The organism is Microbispora corallina, from assembly GCF_016863035.1.
In the GTDB taxonomy this organism is placed as follows: Bacteria; Actinomycetota; Actinomycetes; order Streptosporangiales; family Streptosporangiaceae; genus Microbispora; species Microbispora corallina.
In genome coordinates, this window is record NZ_BOOC01000022.1 from 124,028 (window position 1) to 139,109 (window position 15,082).

The window sequence follows — 15,082 nt, forward strand, 5'->3', positions numbered from 1 at the left end:
GCCGGAGGCGGGATATCCACAGGCCGGGCGAGGGGGCCGGTTGATCCGGCAGAATGAGAGCCCTCCCGGAAGAAGGCGGACAGGATCGTGACGACCTCCATTCAGCAGCGGATCGCCGAAGAGCTCGGTGTGCGCGAGAGCCAGGTGACCGCGGCCGTGGACCTGCTCGACGGCGGGGCCACGGTGCCGTTCATCGCCCGCTACCGCAAGGAGGCGACGGGCGCGCTCGACGACGCGCAGCTTCGCACGCTGGAGGAGCGGCTGCGCTACCTGCGCGAGATGGAGGAGCGGCGGACGGCCATCCTCGACTCGATCCGATCCCAGGGCAAGCTCGACGAGGCGCTCGAGGCGCGAATCCTGGCGGCCGACTCGAAGGCGCGCCTGGAGGACATCTACCTCCCGTTCAAGCCCAAGCGCCGCACGAAGGCGCAGATCGCCCGCGAGGCCGGGCTGGAGCCGCTCGCCGACGCCCTGCTCGGCGACCCGTCCCTCGACCCGCAGGCCACGGCCGAGGCGTACGTCGGCGAGAGTGTGGCCGACGCGGCGGCCGCGCTGGAGGGCGCCCGGGCCATCCTGGTCGAGCGTTTCGCGGAGGACGCCGACCTGATCGGCGACCTGCGTGAGCGGATGTGGGGCCGCGGTCGCCTCGTGTCGCAGGTGCGGGAGGACAAGCAGGAGGCCGGGGCCAAGTTCTCCGACTACTTCGACTTCTCCGAGCCGTTCACCAAGCTGCCGTCGCACCGCATCCTGGCGATGTTCCGGGGGGAGAAGGAGGAGATCCTCAGCCTCACGCTCGACCCGGCGGCCGAGGAGCCCAACGACTACGAGGCGCGGATCGCCCGGCGGTTCGGGGTGTCGGACCAGGGCCGTCCCGCCGACCGGTGGCTGTCGGACACCGTCCGGTGGGCCTGGCGCACCCGCATCCTCGTCCACCTCGGCATCGACCTGCGCACCCGGCTGTTCCAGGCGGCCGAGGAGGAGGCCGTCCGCGTCTTCGCCGCCAACCTGCGCGACCTGCTGCTCGCCGCGCCCGCGGGGACCAGGCCCACGATGGGCCTCGACCCGGGGCTGCGGACGGGTGTGAAGGTGGCGGTCGTCGACGCCACGGGCAAGGTGGTGGCCACCGAGACGATCTACCCCCACGAGCCGAAGCGGCAGTGGGACCAGTCCCTCGCCGTGCTCGGGCGGCTCGCCACCCAGCACGGCGTCGAGCTCATCGCCATCGGCAACGGCACGGCCTCGCGTGAGACCGACAAGCTCGCCGGGGAACTGGTCAAGCTGATGCCGCACCTGACGAAGGTCGTGGTGTCCGAGGCGGGCGCCTCGGTCTACTCCGCCTCGGCGTACGCGTCGCAGGAGCTGCCGGGGCTCGACGTGTCGCTGCGCGGCGCGGTGTCGATCGCCCGGCGCCTGCAGGACCCCCTGGCCGAGCTCGTGAAGATCGACCCGAAGTCGATCGGCGTGGGGCAGTACCAGCACGACGTGTCCGAGGTGAAGCTGTCGCGCTCGCTCGACGCCGTCGTGGAGGACTGTGTGAACGGGGTCGGCGTCGACGTCAACACCGCCTCGGTGCCCCTGCTGACCCGCGTGTCCGGCATCAGCTCCGGACTCGCCGAGAACATCGTGTCCCACCGGGACGCCAACGGCCCGTTCCGCTCCCGGCAGGGGCTGAAGGAGGTGTCGCGGCTCGGCCCGAAGGCGTTCGAGCAGTGCGCCGGCTTTCTGCGCATCCCGGGCGGCGACGACCCCCTCGACGCGTCCAGCGTGCACCCCGAGGCGTACCCGGTGGTGCGCCGGATCCTGCACTCCACGGGTGGCGAGCTGCGCACGCTGATCGGCAACACGGTGGTGCTGCGCAAGATCCGGCCGGAGGAGTTCGTCGACGGCAGCTTCGGACTGCCTACCGTCACCGACATCCTCAAGGAGCTCGAGAAGCCGGGCCGCGACCCCCGTCCCGCCTTCAAGACGGCGACCTTCAAGGAGGGCGTCGAGAAGATCTCGGACCTGACGCCCGGCATGGTGCTGGAGGGCGTGGTGACGAACGTCGCGGCGTTCGGGGCGTTCGTCGACATCGGCGTGCACCAGGACGGGCTCGTCCACGTGTCCGCCATGTCCAGCTCCTTCGTGAAGGACCCGCGCGAGGTGGTCAAGCCCGGCGACATCGTCCGGGTGAAGGTGCTCGACGTCGACATCCCGCGCAAGCGGATCTCGCTCACGCTGCGCCTGGAGGACGAGGTCGCGCGCAACGGGCAGCGGTCCGGGCAGGACGGCGAGGCCCGCGGCGGCGGACGGCAGGGCCGCCCGGGCGGGCAGCGCGACCAGTCCCGCCGGGAGCAGGGCGGATCCGGGCGTGGCAACGGCCGGGGCAACGGCCGCAACTCCGGCGCCCCCGCCGGTGGCGCCATGGCGGAGGCTCTGCGCCGGGCCGGCCTCACCGGCCCCGACTCCCGCTGACCACCCAGACCGTTCTGGAGAAGAACGCGCCGCCCTCCGGCCGCCGCACGCACACGGCGCGGCGGGCGGCGCGGAGCGCGCCGGGGCGGCGACGCAGACGGGCGGCCCGGACGGCGCCGGCGGCGCAAACGCACGGCGCCGCGCGGGGGCGCTGCCGGATGTCGAGTCGCGGTCGCCGATCAGCCGGGCGGGGGCGACGTGGCGGAGGCGGCGCCGAGGAGGTCGGCGAGGACGGTGGCGAGGGCGGAGGCGCCGGTGAGGCAGTCACGCTCCTCGGCGTGCTCGTACGGCGAGTGGGACACCCCGGTCGGGTTGCGCACGAACAGCATGGCCGTGGGAACGGCGGCCGCGAGGATCCCGGCGTCGTGTCCCGCACCCGTCGGCAAGACCGGGACCCCGCCGAGCACCCCCACCAGCCGGTCGCGCAGCGTGCCGTCGAAGGTCACAACCGGGGTGAAGGACTCCCTCGTGACCTCGGCGCCCTCCGAGGCCTCGGCGATCTCCTCCACCAGGGCGTCCACCACCGCGGAGTCGGGCGCCCGGCAGTCGAGCCAGGCCGAGACCAGCGACGCGATCGCGTTGGTGCCGTTCGGCTCGACCCGGACGCGGCCGAAGGTGGCCAGACCCCCGGCTCTCGCGGCGCTCTCCCTGGCCGCGAGGACAGCCGCGGCGTAGCCCAGCATCGGGTCGCGGCGGTCCTCCAGCCGCGTCGTGCCGGCGTGGTTGGCCTCGCCCCGGAAGTCGAAGCGCCAGCGGCCGTGCGGCCAGATCGCCGAGGCCACCCCGACGGCGTGCGGGATGTCCGCCAGGCAGCGGCCCTGCTCGACGTGCAACTCCACGTACACGCCGATGCGGGCGAGGCGTTCGTCGTCCCGCCCGAGGGCGGACGGGTCGATCCCCGCGCCCTCCATGGCGTCCGCCATAACGAAGCCGTCGGCGTCGCGCAGCGACCTCGCGGACTCGGGGGCGAGGGCCCCGGTCATGAGCCGCGACCCGGCGCAGGCCACGCCGAACCGAGAGCCCTCCTCCTCGGCGAAGTTCACCACCGCCAGCGGCCGGCGCGGCGACACCCCCGCATCGCGCAAGGCGTCGAGTGCGGCGAACGCGGACACCACGCCCAGCGGGCCGTCGTACGCCCCCCCGTCGGGGACCGAGTCGAGGTGCGAGCCGGTGACGACGGCGTCCCCGGCGGCGGGGTCCCCGAGCCAGGCCCACTGGTTGCCGTTCCTGTCGACCTCGTACCGCAGCCCGCGGCCGCGCGCCTGCTCGGCGAACCACGCCCGGCACTCGGCGTCGGCGGCCGTCCAGGCGTGACGCCGGTAGCCGCCGGTCGCCTCGTGCCGTCCGATCGGGAGCAGGTCGCGCCACATGAGGCGGAAGCCGTCCTCCACGAGCTCGGCAGGAACCGGCGAGAGAGCCGGCTCGCCGCCGGTGCTCGCCGGCCCGGCTCCGCCTGGCTGTCCGCCTGGGCTCACGCGCCGGCCTCGGCCATCGGCACCCGTACGCCCCGCTCGTGGGCGACCTCGGCCGCGCGGTCGTAGCCGGCGTCCACGTGCCGGATCACGCCCATCCCCGGGTCGTTCGTCAGCACCCGCCGGATCTTCTCGCCCGCGAGGGCGGTGCCGTCGGCGACCGTGACCTGCCCCGCGTGGATGGAACGCCCGATGCCGACGCCGCCGCCATGGTGGATCGACACCCAGGACGCGCCGGACGCGACGTTCACCATCGCGTTGAGCAGCGGCCAGTCGGCGATGGCGTCGGAGCCGTCCAGCATCGCCTCGGTCTCGCGGTACGGCGAGGCCACCGACCCGCAGTCGAGGTGGTCGCGGCCGATCACGATGGGCGCGGAGACCTCACCGGACGCGACCAGGTCGTTGAACCGCTCGCCGGCCCGGTCGCGCTCGCCGTACCCGAGCCAGCAGATCCGGGCCGGCAGGCCCTGGAACCGCACCCGCTCCCCGGCCATCGTGATCCACCGGGCCAGCGACTCGTTCTCCGGGAACAGGTCGAGCACGGCCCGGTCGGTGCGCGCGATGTCGGCGGGGTCGCCGGACAGGGCGGCCCACCGGAACGGGCCCTTGCCCTCGCAGAACAGCGGGCGGATGTAGGCGGGCACGAAGCCGGGGAAGTCGAAGGCCCGGGAGTACCCGGCCAGCCGCGCCTCCCCGCGGATCGAGTTGCCGTAGTCGAACACCTCGGCGCCGGCGTCCTGGAAGCCGACCATCGCCTCCACGTGCCGGGCCATCGACTCCCGCGCGCGCTGGGTGAAGCCGTCGGGGTCCTTGCGCGCCTCGGCGGCCATGTCCTCGAACGCGACGCCGATCGGCAGGTACGCGAGCGGGTCGTGGGCGCTGGTCTGGTCGGTCACCACGTCGATCTCCGCGCCGCGGGCGAGCAGCTCCGGGACGGCCTCGGCCGCGTTGGCCTCCACGCCGACGGACAGCGGGCGGCGGGCGTCCCGTGCCTCGTACGCCAGGCGCAGGGCCTCGTCCAGGTCGGCGGCCCGGACGTCCAGGTAGCGGTGCTCGATCCGGCGGTCGATGCTGCGCGGGTCGCAGTCGACGCAGATCGCGACGCCGCCGTTCATCGTGACGGCGAGCGGCTGGGCGCCGCCCATGCCGCCGAGGCCCGCGGTCAGCGTGATCGTGCCGGCGAGGCTGCCGCCGAACCTCTTCGCAGCGACCGCGCCGAACGTCTCGTACGTGCCCTGCAGGATGCCCTGGGTGCCGATGTAGATCCACGACCCGGCCGTCATCTGGCCGTACATCGTGAGGCCCAGCTGCTCCAGCCGCCGGAACTCGGGCCAGGTGGCCCAGTCGCCCACCAGGTTGGAGTTGGCGATCAGGACGCGGGGGGCCCACTCGTGCGTCGTCATCACCCCGACCGGACGGCCCGACTGCACGAGCAGCGTCTCGTCGCCGCCGAGCGTCGCGAGGGTGCGGACGATGGCGTCGTAGGAGGGCCAGTCGCGGGCCGCCTTGCCGGTGCCGCCGTAGACGACCAGCTTGTCCGGGTGCTCGGCCACCTCCGGATCGAGGTTGTTCATCAGCATGCGCAGGGCGGCCTCCTGCTGCCACCCCCGGCTGTTCAGCCCCGCGCCGCGCGGCGCCCGGATCGGCTCCCGGCCGTTGCCTTGGGCCACGTCCCCTCCTCCGAAAGCTCCCGTGTCCGACCCCGGCCACGGAGAATTCATTTATTCACCGATATCGCGTATGAATATCTTCAGTCAACGGGCTGGTCGATGAACAGCCCCCGCGAGGCCGCCGACAGCTCGAAGGCCTCCAGCCGGGCCTGGGCGCCGGGCAAGGCGTCGCACATCAGCTCCAGCAGCACCCGCCCGAGCACCATCGGCGCGCAGGCGGTGTCGAACACCAGCCGGGTGCCGACCGGCGCCGTCAGCAGCACGTCGGACAGCTCCGCCAGGGCGGTCAGGGCGCCGGCGGCGACGGTCACCACGCTCAGCCCGGCGGCCCGGGCCGCCGCCAGCGCGTCGAGCAGCTCGGACGGGTGCCGGGGCAGCGCGAAGCACAGCAGCGCGCCCGCCCCCGCGGCGGCCGCCTGCTCGATCCGGTCGGCCAGCAGGGAGCCCCCCTCGTCCAGCAGCCGTACGTCGGGGTGGATCTTCGCGGCGAAGTACGCGAACGCGGCGGCCTCGGCCGCGGCGGCGCGCAGGCCGAGCACGGGGAGCGGCCGGGACGCGGCCAGCGTCCGTGCGGCCTCCGCCACCGGTGCCGGGTCGGCGAGCAGCGCCCACACCTGCCCCAGGTTGGCGATCTCGGCCTCGACCGCGCGCTGGAGCTCGTTCGCCGCGTGCCGCCGAGATCGCCCGTCCGGCCCGGCGACGTCCGGCCCAGCAAGGTCCGGCCCAGCAAGGTCCGGCCCGGCAAGGTCCGGCAGCAGCCCGCCCCGACTCGGCCGCGCATCGCCCAGGCCCGCCGCGCCCGGCTGCCCGTGCCCCAGCCCCGCCGCGCCCATGAAGGCGCCCAGACCTATCTCGCCCGGCCGGCCCCCGTCCGTCCCCGCCTCGTGCAGGCCCACCTGGCGCAGCCGCCGCCGCAGCTCGGGGTAGCCCTCGAAGCCGAGCGCCGTCGCGAAGCGTGTGACGGACGGCTGGCTGACCCCGGCCAGCTCCGCCACCTCGACGCTCGACAGGAACGGCGCGTCCGCGGCGTGCTGGACCAGGCAATGGGCGATCCGGCGCTGGACGGGCGTCAGCCGCCGCCCCTCGAACAGGCGCAGCATGCGCGCCCGGACGTCGTCTCCGGTCATTCCTCTCCTCGGTCGGGGGCGGTGAGGCACAAGGGCGCAAGGGGCACAAGGCGTCGGGGGCACACCGCACCAGGCATCCGTCACAGGTCAGCGAGCCGGTCGAGCAGGGCGGTCGCGGCGGCCACGTCGGCGGTCAGCGGGCGGTCGGCCATCGATGGGTCGAGCGCGGCGTCGGCCAGGGCGAAGGCACGCCCGGCCGGCACGGACAGATCCTGCCAGACCGGGTCCTTGTCGCACTCTCCCATCGGCCGGACGGCGTGGTGCTGCCGCAGTGCCCGTACGGCGGCGACCAGTTCGCAGCCGAGCACGACGCGGTAGGCGTCGGCGGCGCGCAGCGTCTGGCGGGCCGACTGCGTCGCGAAGCTCGCCGCCTCCTCCACGCCGCGGGACAGCACGGCGTGGCCGAGCGTCGCGGGACCGGCCTCGCCCCACAGGGCGGCGAGCGCGGCGTTGGCGCTGTACTCGAGGATCAGCACCCCCGACCCGGCCGGCACGTCGTCGGCCAGGAACGGCCGCAGGCCGGTGACGGCGGGCTCGAACAGTGCCGACAGGCGGGCGGCCGACAGGCGGGCCGTCTGCAGGAGGGCGGGCCGCAGGTGGTCGAGCGCGAGCGCGAGATGGGCGGCGTAGAAGCCGCCATGGTGGTAGGCCGCCGGGCCGCCGCCGGGGCCGTCCGGGCTGATCAGCGGGTTCTCCGCGGCCGCGTTCAGGTCGACCGCGAGCACGTCGTCCAGCGCGGCGCACGCGTCGAGGGCGGCGCCGTGCACCTGCGGGAAGCACCGCAGCGCGTACGGGTCCTGCACCCGGTCGGCGGGCGGGGCCGGCCGGTCGGCGGCGCCGATGAGACGCCGGATCTCGGCGGCCGCCCTGATCGACCCGGCATGCGGGCGGCGGGCGTGCACGGGGGCGGCGAACGCCTCGGCCGATCCCCGCACGGCGAGCAGCGACAGCGCGGTGACCGCGCAGGACGCCTGGAGGAGCCGCCCGAGGTCCTGGCGGGCCAGCGCCGCCTGCCCCAGGCAGAGGGCGTTGCTGCTCATCAGCGCCAGCGCGTCACCGGTCTCCAGGCCGACCGGGGGCGGCGGGGTCCCCTCCCCCTGCCAGGGCAGCTCTCCGGCGAGGGCGAGCCCGAGCCCGGCCAGGGCGGACAGGTCGCCGGTGCCGACCGCGCCGTACTCGTGGATCTCCGGGTGCACGCCCGCGTTGAGCGCCAGGGCGAGGGCCTGGACGACGGCGGGCCGGACCCCGGATCCGCCCGCCAGGAGCTGGTTCAGGCGGACCGCCATCATGGCCCTGACCTGTCGGGCGGGCAGCGCCGTCCCGGCGCCGCCCGCGTGGCTGCGCAGGAGCCGCGCCCCGTGGGTTGCCGCGTCCTTCGGGTCCACCTCGACCGTGCGGTTGGCCCCGACTCCGGTGCTGCGGCCGTAGACCCGGCCGGAGGCCGTCAGCTGGGCCGCCCTGGCCCAGGCGTCCCCGGCCTCCCGTACGGCCCGCGGGTCGAGCGTCACCGCCGCGCCCCCGGCGATGCGCGCCACGGCCTCGCCGGTCAGGCCGCGCCCGTCGAGAGCCACCGGCGGGACCGTCCCGCCGGTCACCGGAGACGCCATGGCGCTCGACCTCCCCGCACCCGCCACGAGCAGGCGGCTCGCATGAATGAACCTATTCAGGCAGAGTCTGCCCGGGGCGGGCCGCGGCGGCAAGGGCGCCCGCTCCAGGAGTCCCCCGAGGCCTCCCGGCGGCGACGCGGGCAGGTCCCGGGGTCCGGCGCCCAGGGCGTCGGCGCAGACCTGGGCGAACCACCCGATCCCCGGTAGCAGGAGCACCCAGCCGGCCAGTGCCCAACCGAGGTGGAGGTGCCCGGCCGCATGAGCGAAGGCCGCCACGCCCTCGGCTCGCAGGCCGTCGGCCCGCTCGTACGTCATCCGCCGAGGCCGTCCGGGGTGGGCCTCGGCCGGCAGCACGCGCAGCCGGACGGGACGGCGGCGGGCGATCCACCACCCGAGGGGACGGCACAGGTCGCAGGTCGAGGAGACGTGGACCACGGCCTCCGGCATGACGGCGGCCGGACGGAGCCGGGGCAGCCAGGGGCGCACGCGCCGCCGGTAGGCCGCCCAGTCGTCCCCGTGTCGTTCGGCGAGCCGCAGGCCCTCGTGCCAGGCCGCCAGCCCCGCGCCGTACGCGACGGCCGAGGCGGCCGCCAGCAGGAAGCGGCCGTCCAGCGCGCCGAGGAGCGCGTAGACGGCGGCGATCGAGACCTGCATGGGATTGCGCACGTACGCGTACGGCCCACCGGTGACGAGTCGCGGCGGCGGGTCGTACGGCAGGGGTGTGCCGCCGCCGGCGGTGGCGAACTCCCGCGCCGCGGCGACGCCCAGCACCATGGGGACCGCGACGACCTGGACGGCCAGGCCGCACAGCCAGGCCGGCTGCCGCCACACCCCGGTGAGCGCCACCGGCACCGCCACCATGAGCCCCCCGGCGAGCACCACCTGGAGGGCCGCGCGCGCGGCCAGGCGGCGTCCCTCGCTCGTCCACCGGGCGAGCAGGAGCCCCGGGACCAGGCCCAGCGCGACCGCGAGCGCCTCCCCCAGCAGCCAGCCCCTCCCGAGCACGACGAGCGGCCGCGCGATCGGCATGAACGCCAGGTCCAGCCAGACGAGAACGGCCGCCGTGAGCGGGACCGGGAGCCGGGAGGCGGCGTGCGCGGGCAGCGCGCCCCACAGGAGGGCCCAGCCGAGCAGCACGTCGACGGGCACGCCCGCGACGACCGCTCCCTCGGCGCCGAACCTCCACCAGCCCGCCCCGAGCGCGACCGCGTTGACGAGGGACAGCGCGAGCAGGTTCCACGCCGTGGCGAGGATCATCGCGGCGACCGCCCTCTCCGAGGGCGGCCGCACGGCCGCGGCCACCCACACGGCGGCGAGCGGCGCGAACATGGCCAGCGCCCGTTCGGCCGCGATCACGGGACGAACGCGGCGGCGAGGTAGCCGGCCGCCTCGGAGAGGGCGTACCGCTGGAGGGGGCCGAAGTACCAGCCCGGGTCGAAGGTGCGGCGGTAGCGCAGCGTCACCTCGAGCCGGCCGTCCCCCCACCGGAACTCGGCCGCGTGCAGATCGAGCCACCGGGCCAGCGTGGTGTCGCGCTCCACCCCGAAGACGGCCAGGCCGGGCCCGCGGGAGACCACGCGGAGCGTCATGCTCCGCGGCTCCAGCGGCGCTCCGATGCCGAGCGACCGGCGGGGGGTGAAGACGACGGTCCGCGCGTCCCCGGCGGCGAGCCCGAGTCCCTCGGACCGGACCGGCCGGGGGAAGCCCAGCCGCAGGAACGGCGAGGTCACCGGCCCGAAGCGCGGCGACCCGGCGAGGGCGGCCTCGACGTCGGTCCCGGGCGCCACCGCCCGGACCGCGGTCACCTCCCCCTCTCTGGGCAGCGAGGTCGCCGGGGTGGCGCCCTCCAGGGCGACGGCGAGCAGCAGGGGCGCGACCACGAGGGACGCGTTCCTCCGCCCGGTGTCCCGGCGCATCCAGTCGACGGCCAGCCCGACGACCAGGCCGACCAGGTAGAAGAGCGGGGCCGCCATCAGCAGGCACACGACGCCCTCGCCCAGCAGCGGCCCGGCCAGCGCCAGCCCGATGGTGATCGTCGCCATGATCAGGCCGGTGCAGGTGCGCGCCCTGGCCGTCAGCGCCACCGTGATCGCGATCACCGCCGGGACGCCCACGTAGAACAGGGAGGTCTGCTGCAGGCCGTTCGCCTCCAGGACCTGGTAGAGGCCGAGGGCGGCGAACAGCCCGGCCAGGACGCCGGCCAGCGTCAGGCGGGCCCTCCATCCGGGTTCGAGACGCATGCGCGACCCCTTCACCGATCGATTTAACCAAGTGATTAAACCGTATGCTGAACGCCTGGCGGGATGTCAAGGGGAGGATCACGTGACCGACAGGCGGCAGCCGGGGACGGAGACGCGCGACCGGCTGATCGAGGCGGCGGCCGAGACGTTGCGGACCGAGGGGTACGCGGGGACGAGCGCGCGGGTGATCGCCAAGGCCGCCGGCGTGAACTCGGCGCTGGTCTTCTACCACTTCGGCGGGGTGGATCCCCTGCTGCTCGCGGCCCTCGACCGCTCGTCGGAGGAGCGCATGCGCACCTACCGGGAGAGCCTCGCCCAGGTGCGGACGCTGGAGGAGCTGGTCGAGGCCGCGACCATCATCTATCGGGCCGACCTGGAGGGCGGGCACATCACGCTGTTCTCCGAGCTGGTCGGCGCCGGCATCGCCCGTCCCGAGCTGCGCGAGGAGATCGTGAGGCGCGCCGAGCCGTGGATCGAGTTCGTCGAGGGGACGCTGGAACGGGTGATCGGGGGCTCGCCACTCGCCCGGCTGCTGCCCCCGCGCGAGCTGGCCTACGCCGCCATCACGTTCTACCTGGGCGTCAACCTCTTCACCCACCTGGACGCGGACCGCAGCAGGACCGAGGCCGTGTTCGCCCTCGCGGAGCGGGTGGCGCCGCGTGCCAGACTGCTCACCATGCGCCTGCCCCGTCGACGGCAGGAGTGATGGAACGCTCGGATGTCTGAGCGCCCTCTGTCACGTCGGCCCGTGCCTCGCCGCCGCCGTCGCCACGAGCCGGTCCCTCGCCGGAAATCCCTTGTACCGTGCGGGTTCTGGGTGGCGATCGGCTAGATACCGATCGCGTTTCGGCTGCCGTTCTCCCCGTTGACGCTACAAGAGCCCGAGCGCTATACATCGGATCATTAATGCGATGTTGCTGCAATGTTGCGGAGGGCGGCATGAACACACGCATTCCCATCGGGCTGGCGGCCGGGATGGTGGCGGCGCTCGCGCTGGCCGCCTGCGGGTCGACCGGGACCGGCACGGACGCGGGCACCACGGCGAGCGGAGGCGGCGGAGGCAAGATCGGCATCGATCACCCCCGCGCGGACTCCGACTTCTGGAACTCCTACATCAAGTACGTCCCGGAGCAGGCCAAGGCGCTCGGCGTCGACCTGCTCCCGGCCACCAACTCCCAGAACGACGTGCAGAAGCTCGTCGCCAACACCAACGCGCTCGTCGGCCAGGGCGCCAAGGCCATCGTCATGGCCCCCCAGGACACCGGGGCCATCGCCAACACGCTCGAACAGCTCGCGAACAAGAAGATCCCCGTCGTCTCGGTCGACACCCGCCCGGACAAGGGCCCCGTCTACATGGTCGTACGGGCCGACAACCGGGCGTACGGCGAGAAGGCCTGCGAGTTCCTCGGCGACAAGCTCGGAGGCAAGGGCGAGGTCGTCCAGCTCATGGGCTCGCTGTCCTCCGTCAACGGCCGCGACCGCGCCGAGGCTTTCCGCGACTGCATGAAGAGCAAGTTCTCCGGCATCACCGTCTACGAGGCCCCCACCGAGTGGGACGGCGGCAAGGCCGCGTCGATGCTCCAGACGCTCCTCCAGCAGCACCCGGGCATCAAGGGCGTCTACATGCACGCCGGCGGCGTCCACCTGGCCCCCACCCTGCAGGTGCTCAAGTCGAAGAACCTGCTCGTCCCGCCCACCGACCCCAAGCACGTGTTCGTCGTGTCCAACGACGGCATCCCCCAGGAGCTCGCCGCGATCCGCGACGGCCAGATCGACGCGACCGTCTCGCAGCCGGCCGACCTGTACGCGAAGTACGCCCTGTACTACGCCAAGGCCGCGGTGGAGGGCAAGACCTTCCAGCCCGGGCCCACCGACCACGACAGCACGATCATCCAGCTCCCCAACGGCCTCGAGGACCAGCTTCCCGCTCCCCTGGTGACCAAGGACAACGTGGACGACAAGGCGCTGTGGGGTAACCAGATCAAATGACGGCCGTCGAAGCGGTTGACGTCACCAAACGGTTCGGCGCCACGGTCGCCCTCGCCGCAGCGAGGATAAGGATCGAGGACGGCAGGACGCACGCCCTCGTCGGGCGCAACGGCGCGGGGAAGTCGACGATGGTGTCCATCCTGACCGGCCTCGCCCGGCCCGACGAGGGCTCGGTCCTGTTCGCGGGCGAGCCCGCGCCGCCCCTGTCCGACCGGGACGGGTGGCGGCGCAGGGTCGCCTGCGTGTACCAGAGGTCCACCGTCATCCCGAGCCTCAGCGTCGCCGAGAACCTCTTCCTCAACCGGCAGTCGGACGGCGGCCCGATCCGGTGGCGGCGGCTCCGGCAGGCGGCCCAGGAGGTCCTGGAGCGATACGGCGTGGCCGTCCCGGCGGACCGGCTCGCCGGGGACCTCACGGTCGAGCAGCGCCAGCTTCTGGAGATCGCACGGGCGCTGTCGGCGGGGGCGCGGTTCATCATCCTCGACGAGCCGACGGCCCAGCTCGACGGGCCGGCCATCGAGCGCCTCTTCGGCCGCATGCGCGGGATGAAGGAGCAGGGCGTCACGATGCTGTTCATCTCCCACCACCTCGACGAGGTGTACGAGGTGTGCGACGACGTGACCGTGTTCCGCGACGCCCGGCACGTGCTCACCGCGCCGGTCGCCGAGCTCCCCCAGGCGGACCTGGTCGCCGCCATGACGGGCGACGCGGTCTCGCTCGGCGAGCGGTCGGACCGGCCGTCCCCCGGCGAGAAGGTCGTGCTGCGCGCCGAGGGCCTCACCCTCGCCGGGCAGTACGAGGACGTCTCGCTGGACGTCCGCGGCGGCGAGGTGCTCGGGCTCGCGGGTTCGGGCAGCAGCGGCAAGGCGGCGGTGGCCGAGACCCTCGCGGGCCTGCGCCGCGCCGACTCCGGCGCCGCGTACCTCGACGGCGTGCCGCTGCGTCCCGGCGACGTGGCGGCCGCGGTCGCGGCCGGGCTCGGCTTCGTGCCGCAGGACCGCGGCAGGGAGGGCTTCGTCCCGCTGCTGTCGCTCGCGGAGAACGCCACCCTGCCCGTCGCCGGCCGCCTCGGCCGGTACGGCACGGTCTCGGCGCCGCGGCAGCGGGCGTACGCGACCCGGATGATCGACGAACTGGACATCCGGACGAGCGGGCCGGCGCAGCCGGTCGGCGAGCTGTCCGGGGGCAACGCGCAGAAGGCCGTGCTCGCGCGGGCCCTGTCCAACGACCCCACGGCCCTGGTCGTGATCGACCCCACGGCCGGGGTGGACGTGCGGGCGAAGGAGGCGCTGCTCGGCGCCGTCGAGAACGCGGCGCGCGGCGGCTCGGGGGTCCTGGTGGTGTCCGACGACCCGGACGACCTGCGCGTGTGCGACCGCGTGCTGGTGATGTTCCACGGCCGGATCGTGCGGGACCTGCCAAGGGGCTGGTCCGACCAGGAACTGGTGGCGCTGATGGAAGGCATCGCATGACGCAGCAGAGCGAGCGGATGAGGATGGCGCCGATCTCCATCCGGCTCGGACGGTTCAGGGACCTCACGCTGGTCCCGGTGATCATCGTGCTGTTGGGCGCCGGCGCGTTCGTCAGCCCGACCTTCCTCAGCCCGGAGAACCTCCTCAACGTCCTGCAGCAGCAGACGGCGCTGGCGCTGGTGGTCCTGGCCGAGACGCTGATCCTGATCTCCGGCAAGTTCGACCTGTCGCTGGAGTCGACGGTTGGCCTGGCGCCCGCGCTGGCGGTGATGCTGGTCATCCCGCCGGAGGCGGGCGGCTTCGGCATCGGCCTGCCCACGTTCCTCACGATCCCGCTGTGCCTGCTGATCGGGGCGCTGATCGGGCTGTTCAACGGCTTCCTGATCCTGCGCTTCCAGCTGTCGGCGTTCGTGGTCACGCTGGCGATGCTGATCGTCGTACGGGGTCTGCAGCTCGGCCTGACCGGCGGCAAGAGCCTGTTCCAGCTGCCGCAGTCGTTCCTCTACCTCGGCAGCGCGAGCTGGTTCGGGGTCCCCGTGTCCATCTGGATCACGGGGGTGCTGTTCGCCGCCGGCATCGCCGCGCTCGGCTACTTCCGGCTCGGCCGCGCCCTGTACGCCATCGGCGGCAACGCGGACGCGGCCCGGGCGGCCGGCGTGCGGGTCGAGCGGGTCGTGTGGGGCGTCTTCGTGATCGGCGGCGTGCTGGCCGCCCTCGCGGGCGTGCTCACGACGGGCTGGCTGGGCTCGATCAGCGCCAACCAGGGCAACGGCTGGATCTTCATGGTCTTCGCCGCGGCCGTGATCGGCGGCGTCAGCCTCGACGGCGGCAAAGGCACCGTGTTCGGCGCGCTCACCGGCGTCCTCGTCATCGGCCTGGTGGAGAACATCCTCACCCTCCGCGGCGTCCCCGGCGAGTGGAAGCAGCTGGTGTACGGCGGGATCATCCTGGTGGCGCTGATGATCAGCCGGGTGGCGGGGGGCAAGGCCCAGGACTGACGCTCCCGTTCCCCTCGGGGCGCCGCCACGCGCTCCCGTCCCCCCGGGGGCGC

General features: G+C 74.1%; 10 protein-coding genes. 5 read left to right on the top strand and 5 right to left on the bottom strand.

Annotation, left to right across the window (positions count from 1 at the left end):
* The first annotated feature begins 87 nt into the window (after positions 1-87).
* Positions 88-2,454, top strand: coding sequence for a Tex family protein (locus Mco01_RS22150; RefSeq protein ID WP_204058810.1), 2,367 nt, complete (start codon positions 88-90; stop codon positions 2,452-2,454).
* A gap of 179 nt (positions 2,455-2,633) precedes the next feature.
* Here the strand turns inward: Mco01_RS22150 and Mco01_RS22155 are convergent, their stop codons facing one another.
* The 5 genes from Mco01_RS22155 to Mco01_RS22175 form a co-directional block, all read right to left on the bottom strand.
* Positions 2,634-3,824 carry an allantoate amidohydrolase gene (locus Mco01_RS22155; RefSeq protein WP_204058882.1) on the bottom strand — a complete coding sequence of 397 codons (1,191 nt, stop codon included), beginning with the start codon at positions 3,822-3,824 and terminating at the stop codon, positions 2,634-2,636.
* A gap of 101 nt (positions 3,825-3,925) precedes the next feature.
* Entirely contained in the window at positions 3,926-5,596 is a 1,671-nt protein-coding gene (gene hutU, locus Mco01_RS22160; RefSeq protein WP_239103814.1) for a urocanate hydratase, read from the bottom strand.
* A gap of 80 nt (positions 5,597-5,676) precedes the next feature.
* Positions 5,677-6,723 (bottom strand): MurR/RpiR family transcriptional regulator, encoded by a 1,047-nt coding sequence (locus Mco01_RS22165; protein ID WP_204058812.1) that lies wholly within the window; start codon positions 6,721-6,723, stop codon positions 5,677-5,679.
* A gap of 80 nt (positions 6,724-6,803) precedes the next feature.
* Positions 6,804-9,686, bottom strand: coding sequence for an aromatic amino acid lyase (locus tag Mco01_RS39210; RefSeq protein ID WP_239103815.1), 2,883 nt, complete (start codon positions 9,684-9,686; stop codon positions 6,804-6,806).
* Positions 9,683-10,570 (bottom strand): hypothetical protein, encoded by an 888-nt coding sequence (locus Mco01_RS22175; RefSeq protein ID WP_204058813.1) that lies wholly within the window; start codon positions 10,568-10,570, stop codon positions 9,683-9,685. Before Mco01_RS22175 ends, Mco01_RS39210 begins: the two co-directional genes overlap by 4 nt.
* An 82-nt stretch (positions 10,571-10,652) precedes the next feature.
* Between Mco01_RS22175 and Mco01_RS22180 the strand changes: the two genes are divergently transcribed.
* From Mco01_RS22180 to Mco01_RS22195, 4 genes are all read left to right on the top strand, one after another.
* The gene (locus Mco01_RS22180) at positions 10,653-11,276 is read left to right on the top strand and encodes a TetR/AcrR family transcriptional regulator (RefSeq protein ID WP_239103816.1); all 624 of its coding nucleotides are present in this window, start codon (positions 10,653-10,655) and stop codon (positions 11,274-11,276) included.
* A gap of 233 nt (positions 11,277-11,509) precedes the next feature.
* A complete protein-coding gene (locus Mco01_RS22185; RefSeq protein WP_239103817.1) occupies positions 11,510-12,559 on the top strand; it encodes a sugar ABC transporter substrate-binding protein in 1,050 nt (349 codons plus the stop codon).
* Positions 12,556-14,031 (top strand): sugar ABC transporter ATP-binding protein, encoded by a 1,476-nt coding sequence (locus tag Mco01_RS22190; RefSeq protein WP_204058815.1) that lies wholly within the window; start codon positions 12,556-12,558, stop codon positions 14,029-14,031. Before Mco01_RS22185 ends, Mco01_RS22190 begins: the two co-directional genes overlap by 4 nt.
* Positions 14,028-15,029, top strand: coding sequence for an ABC transporter permease (locus tag Mco01_RS22195; protein ID WP_204058816.1), 1,002 nt, complete (start codon positions 14,028-14,030; stop codon positions 15,027-15,029). Before Mco01_RS22190 ends, Mco01_RS22195 begins: the two co-directional genes overlap by 4 nt.
* Positions 15,030-15,082: the final 53 nt, after the last annotated feature.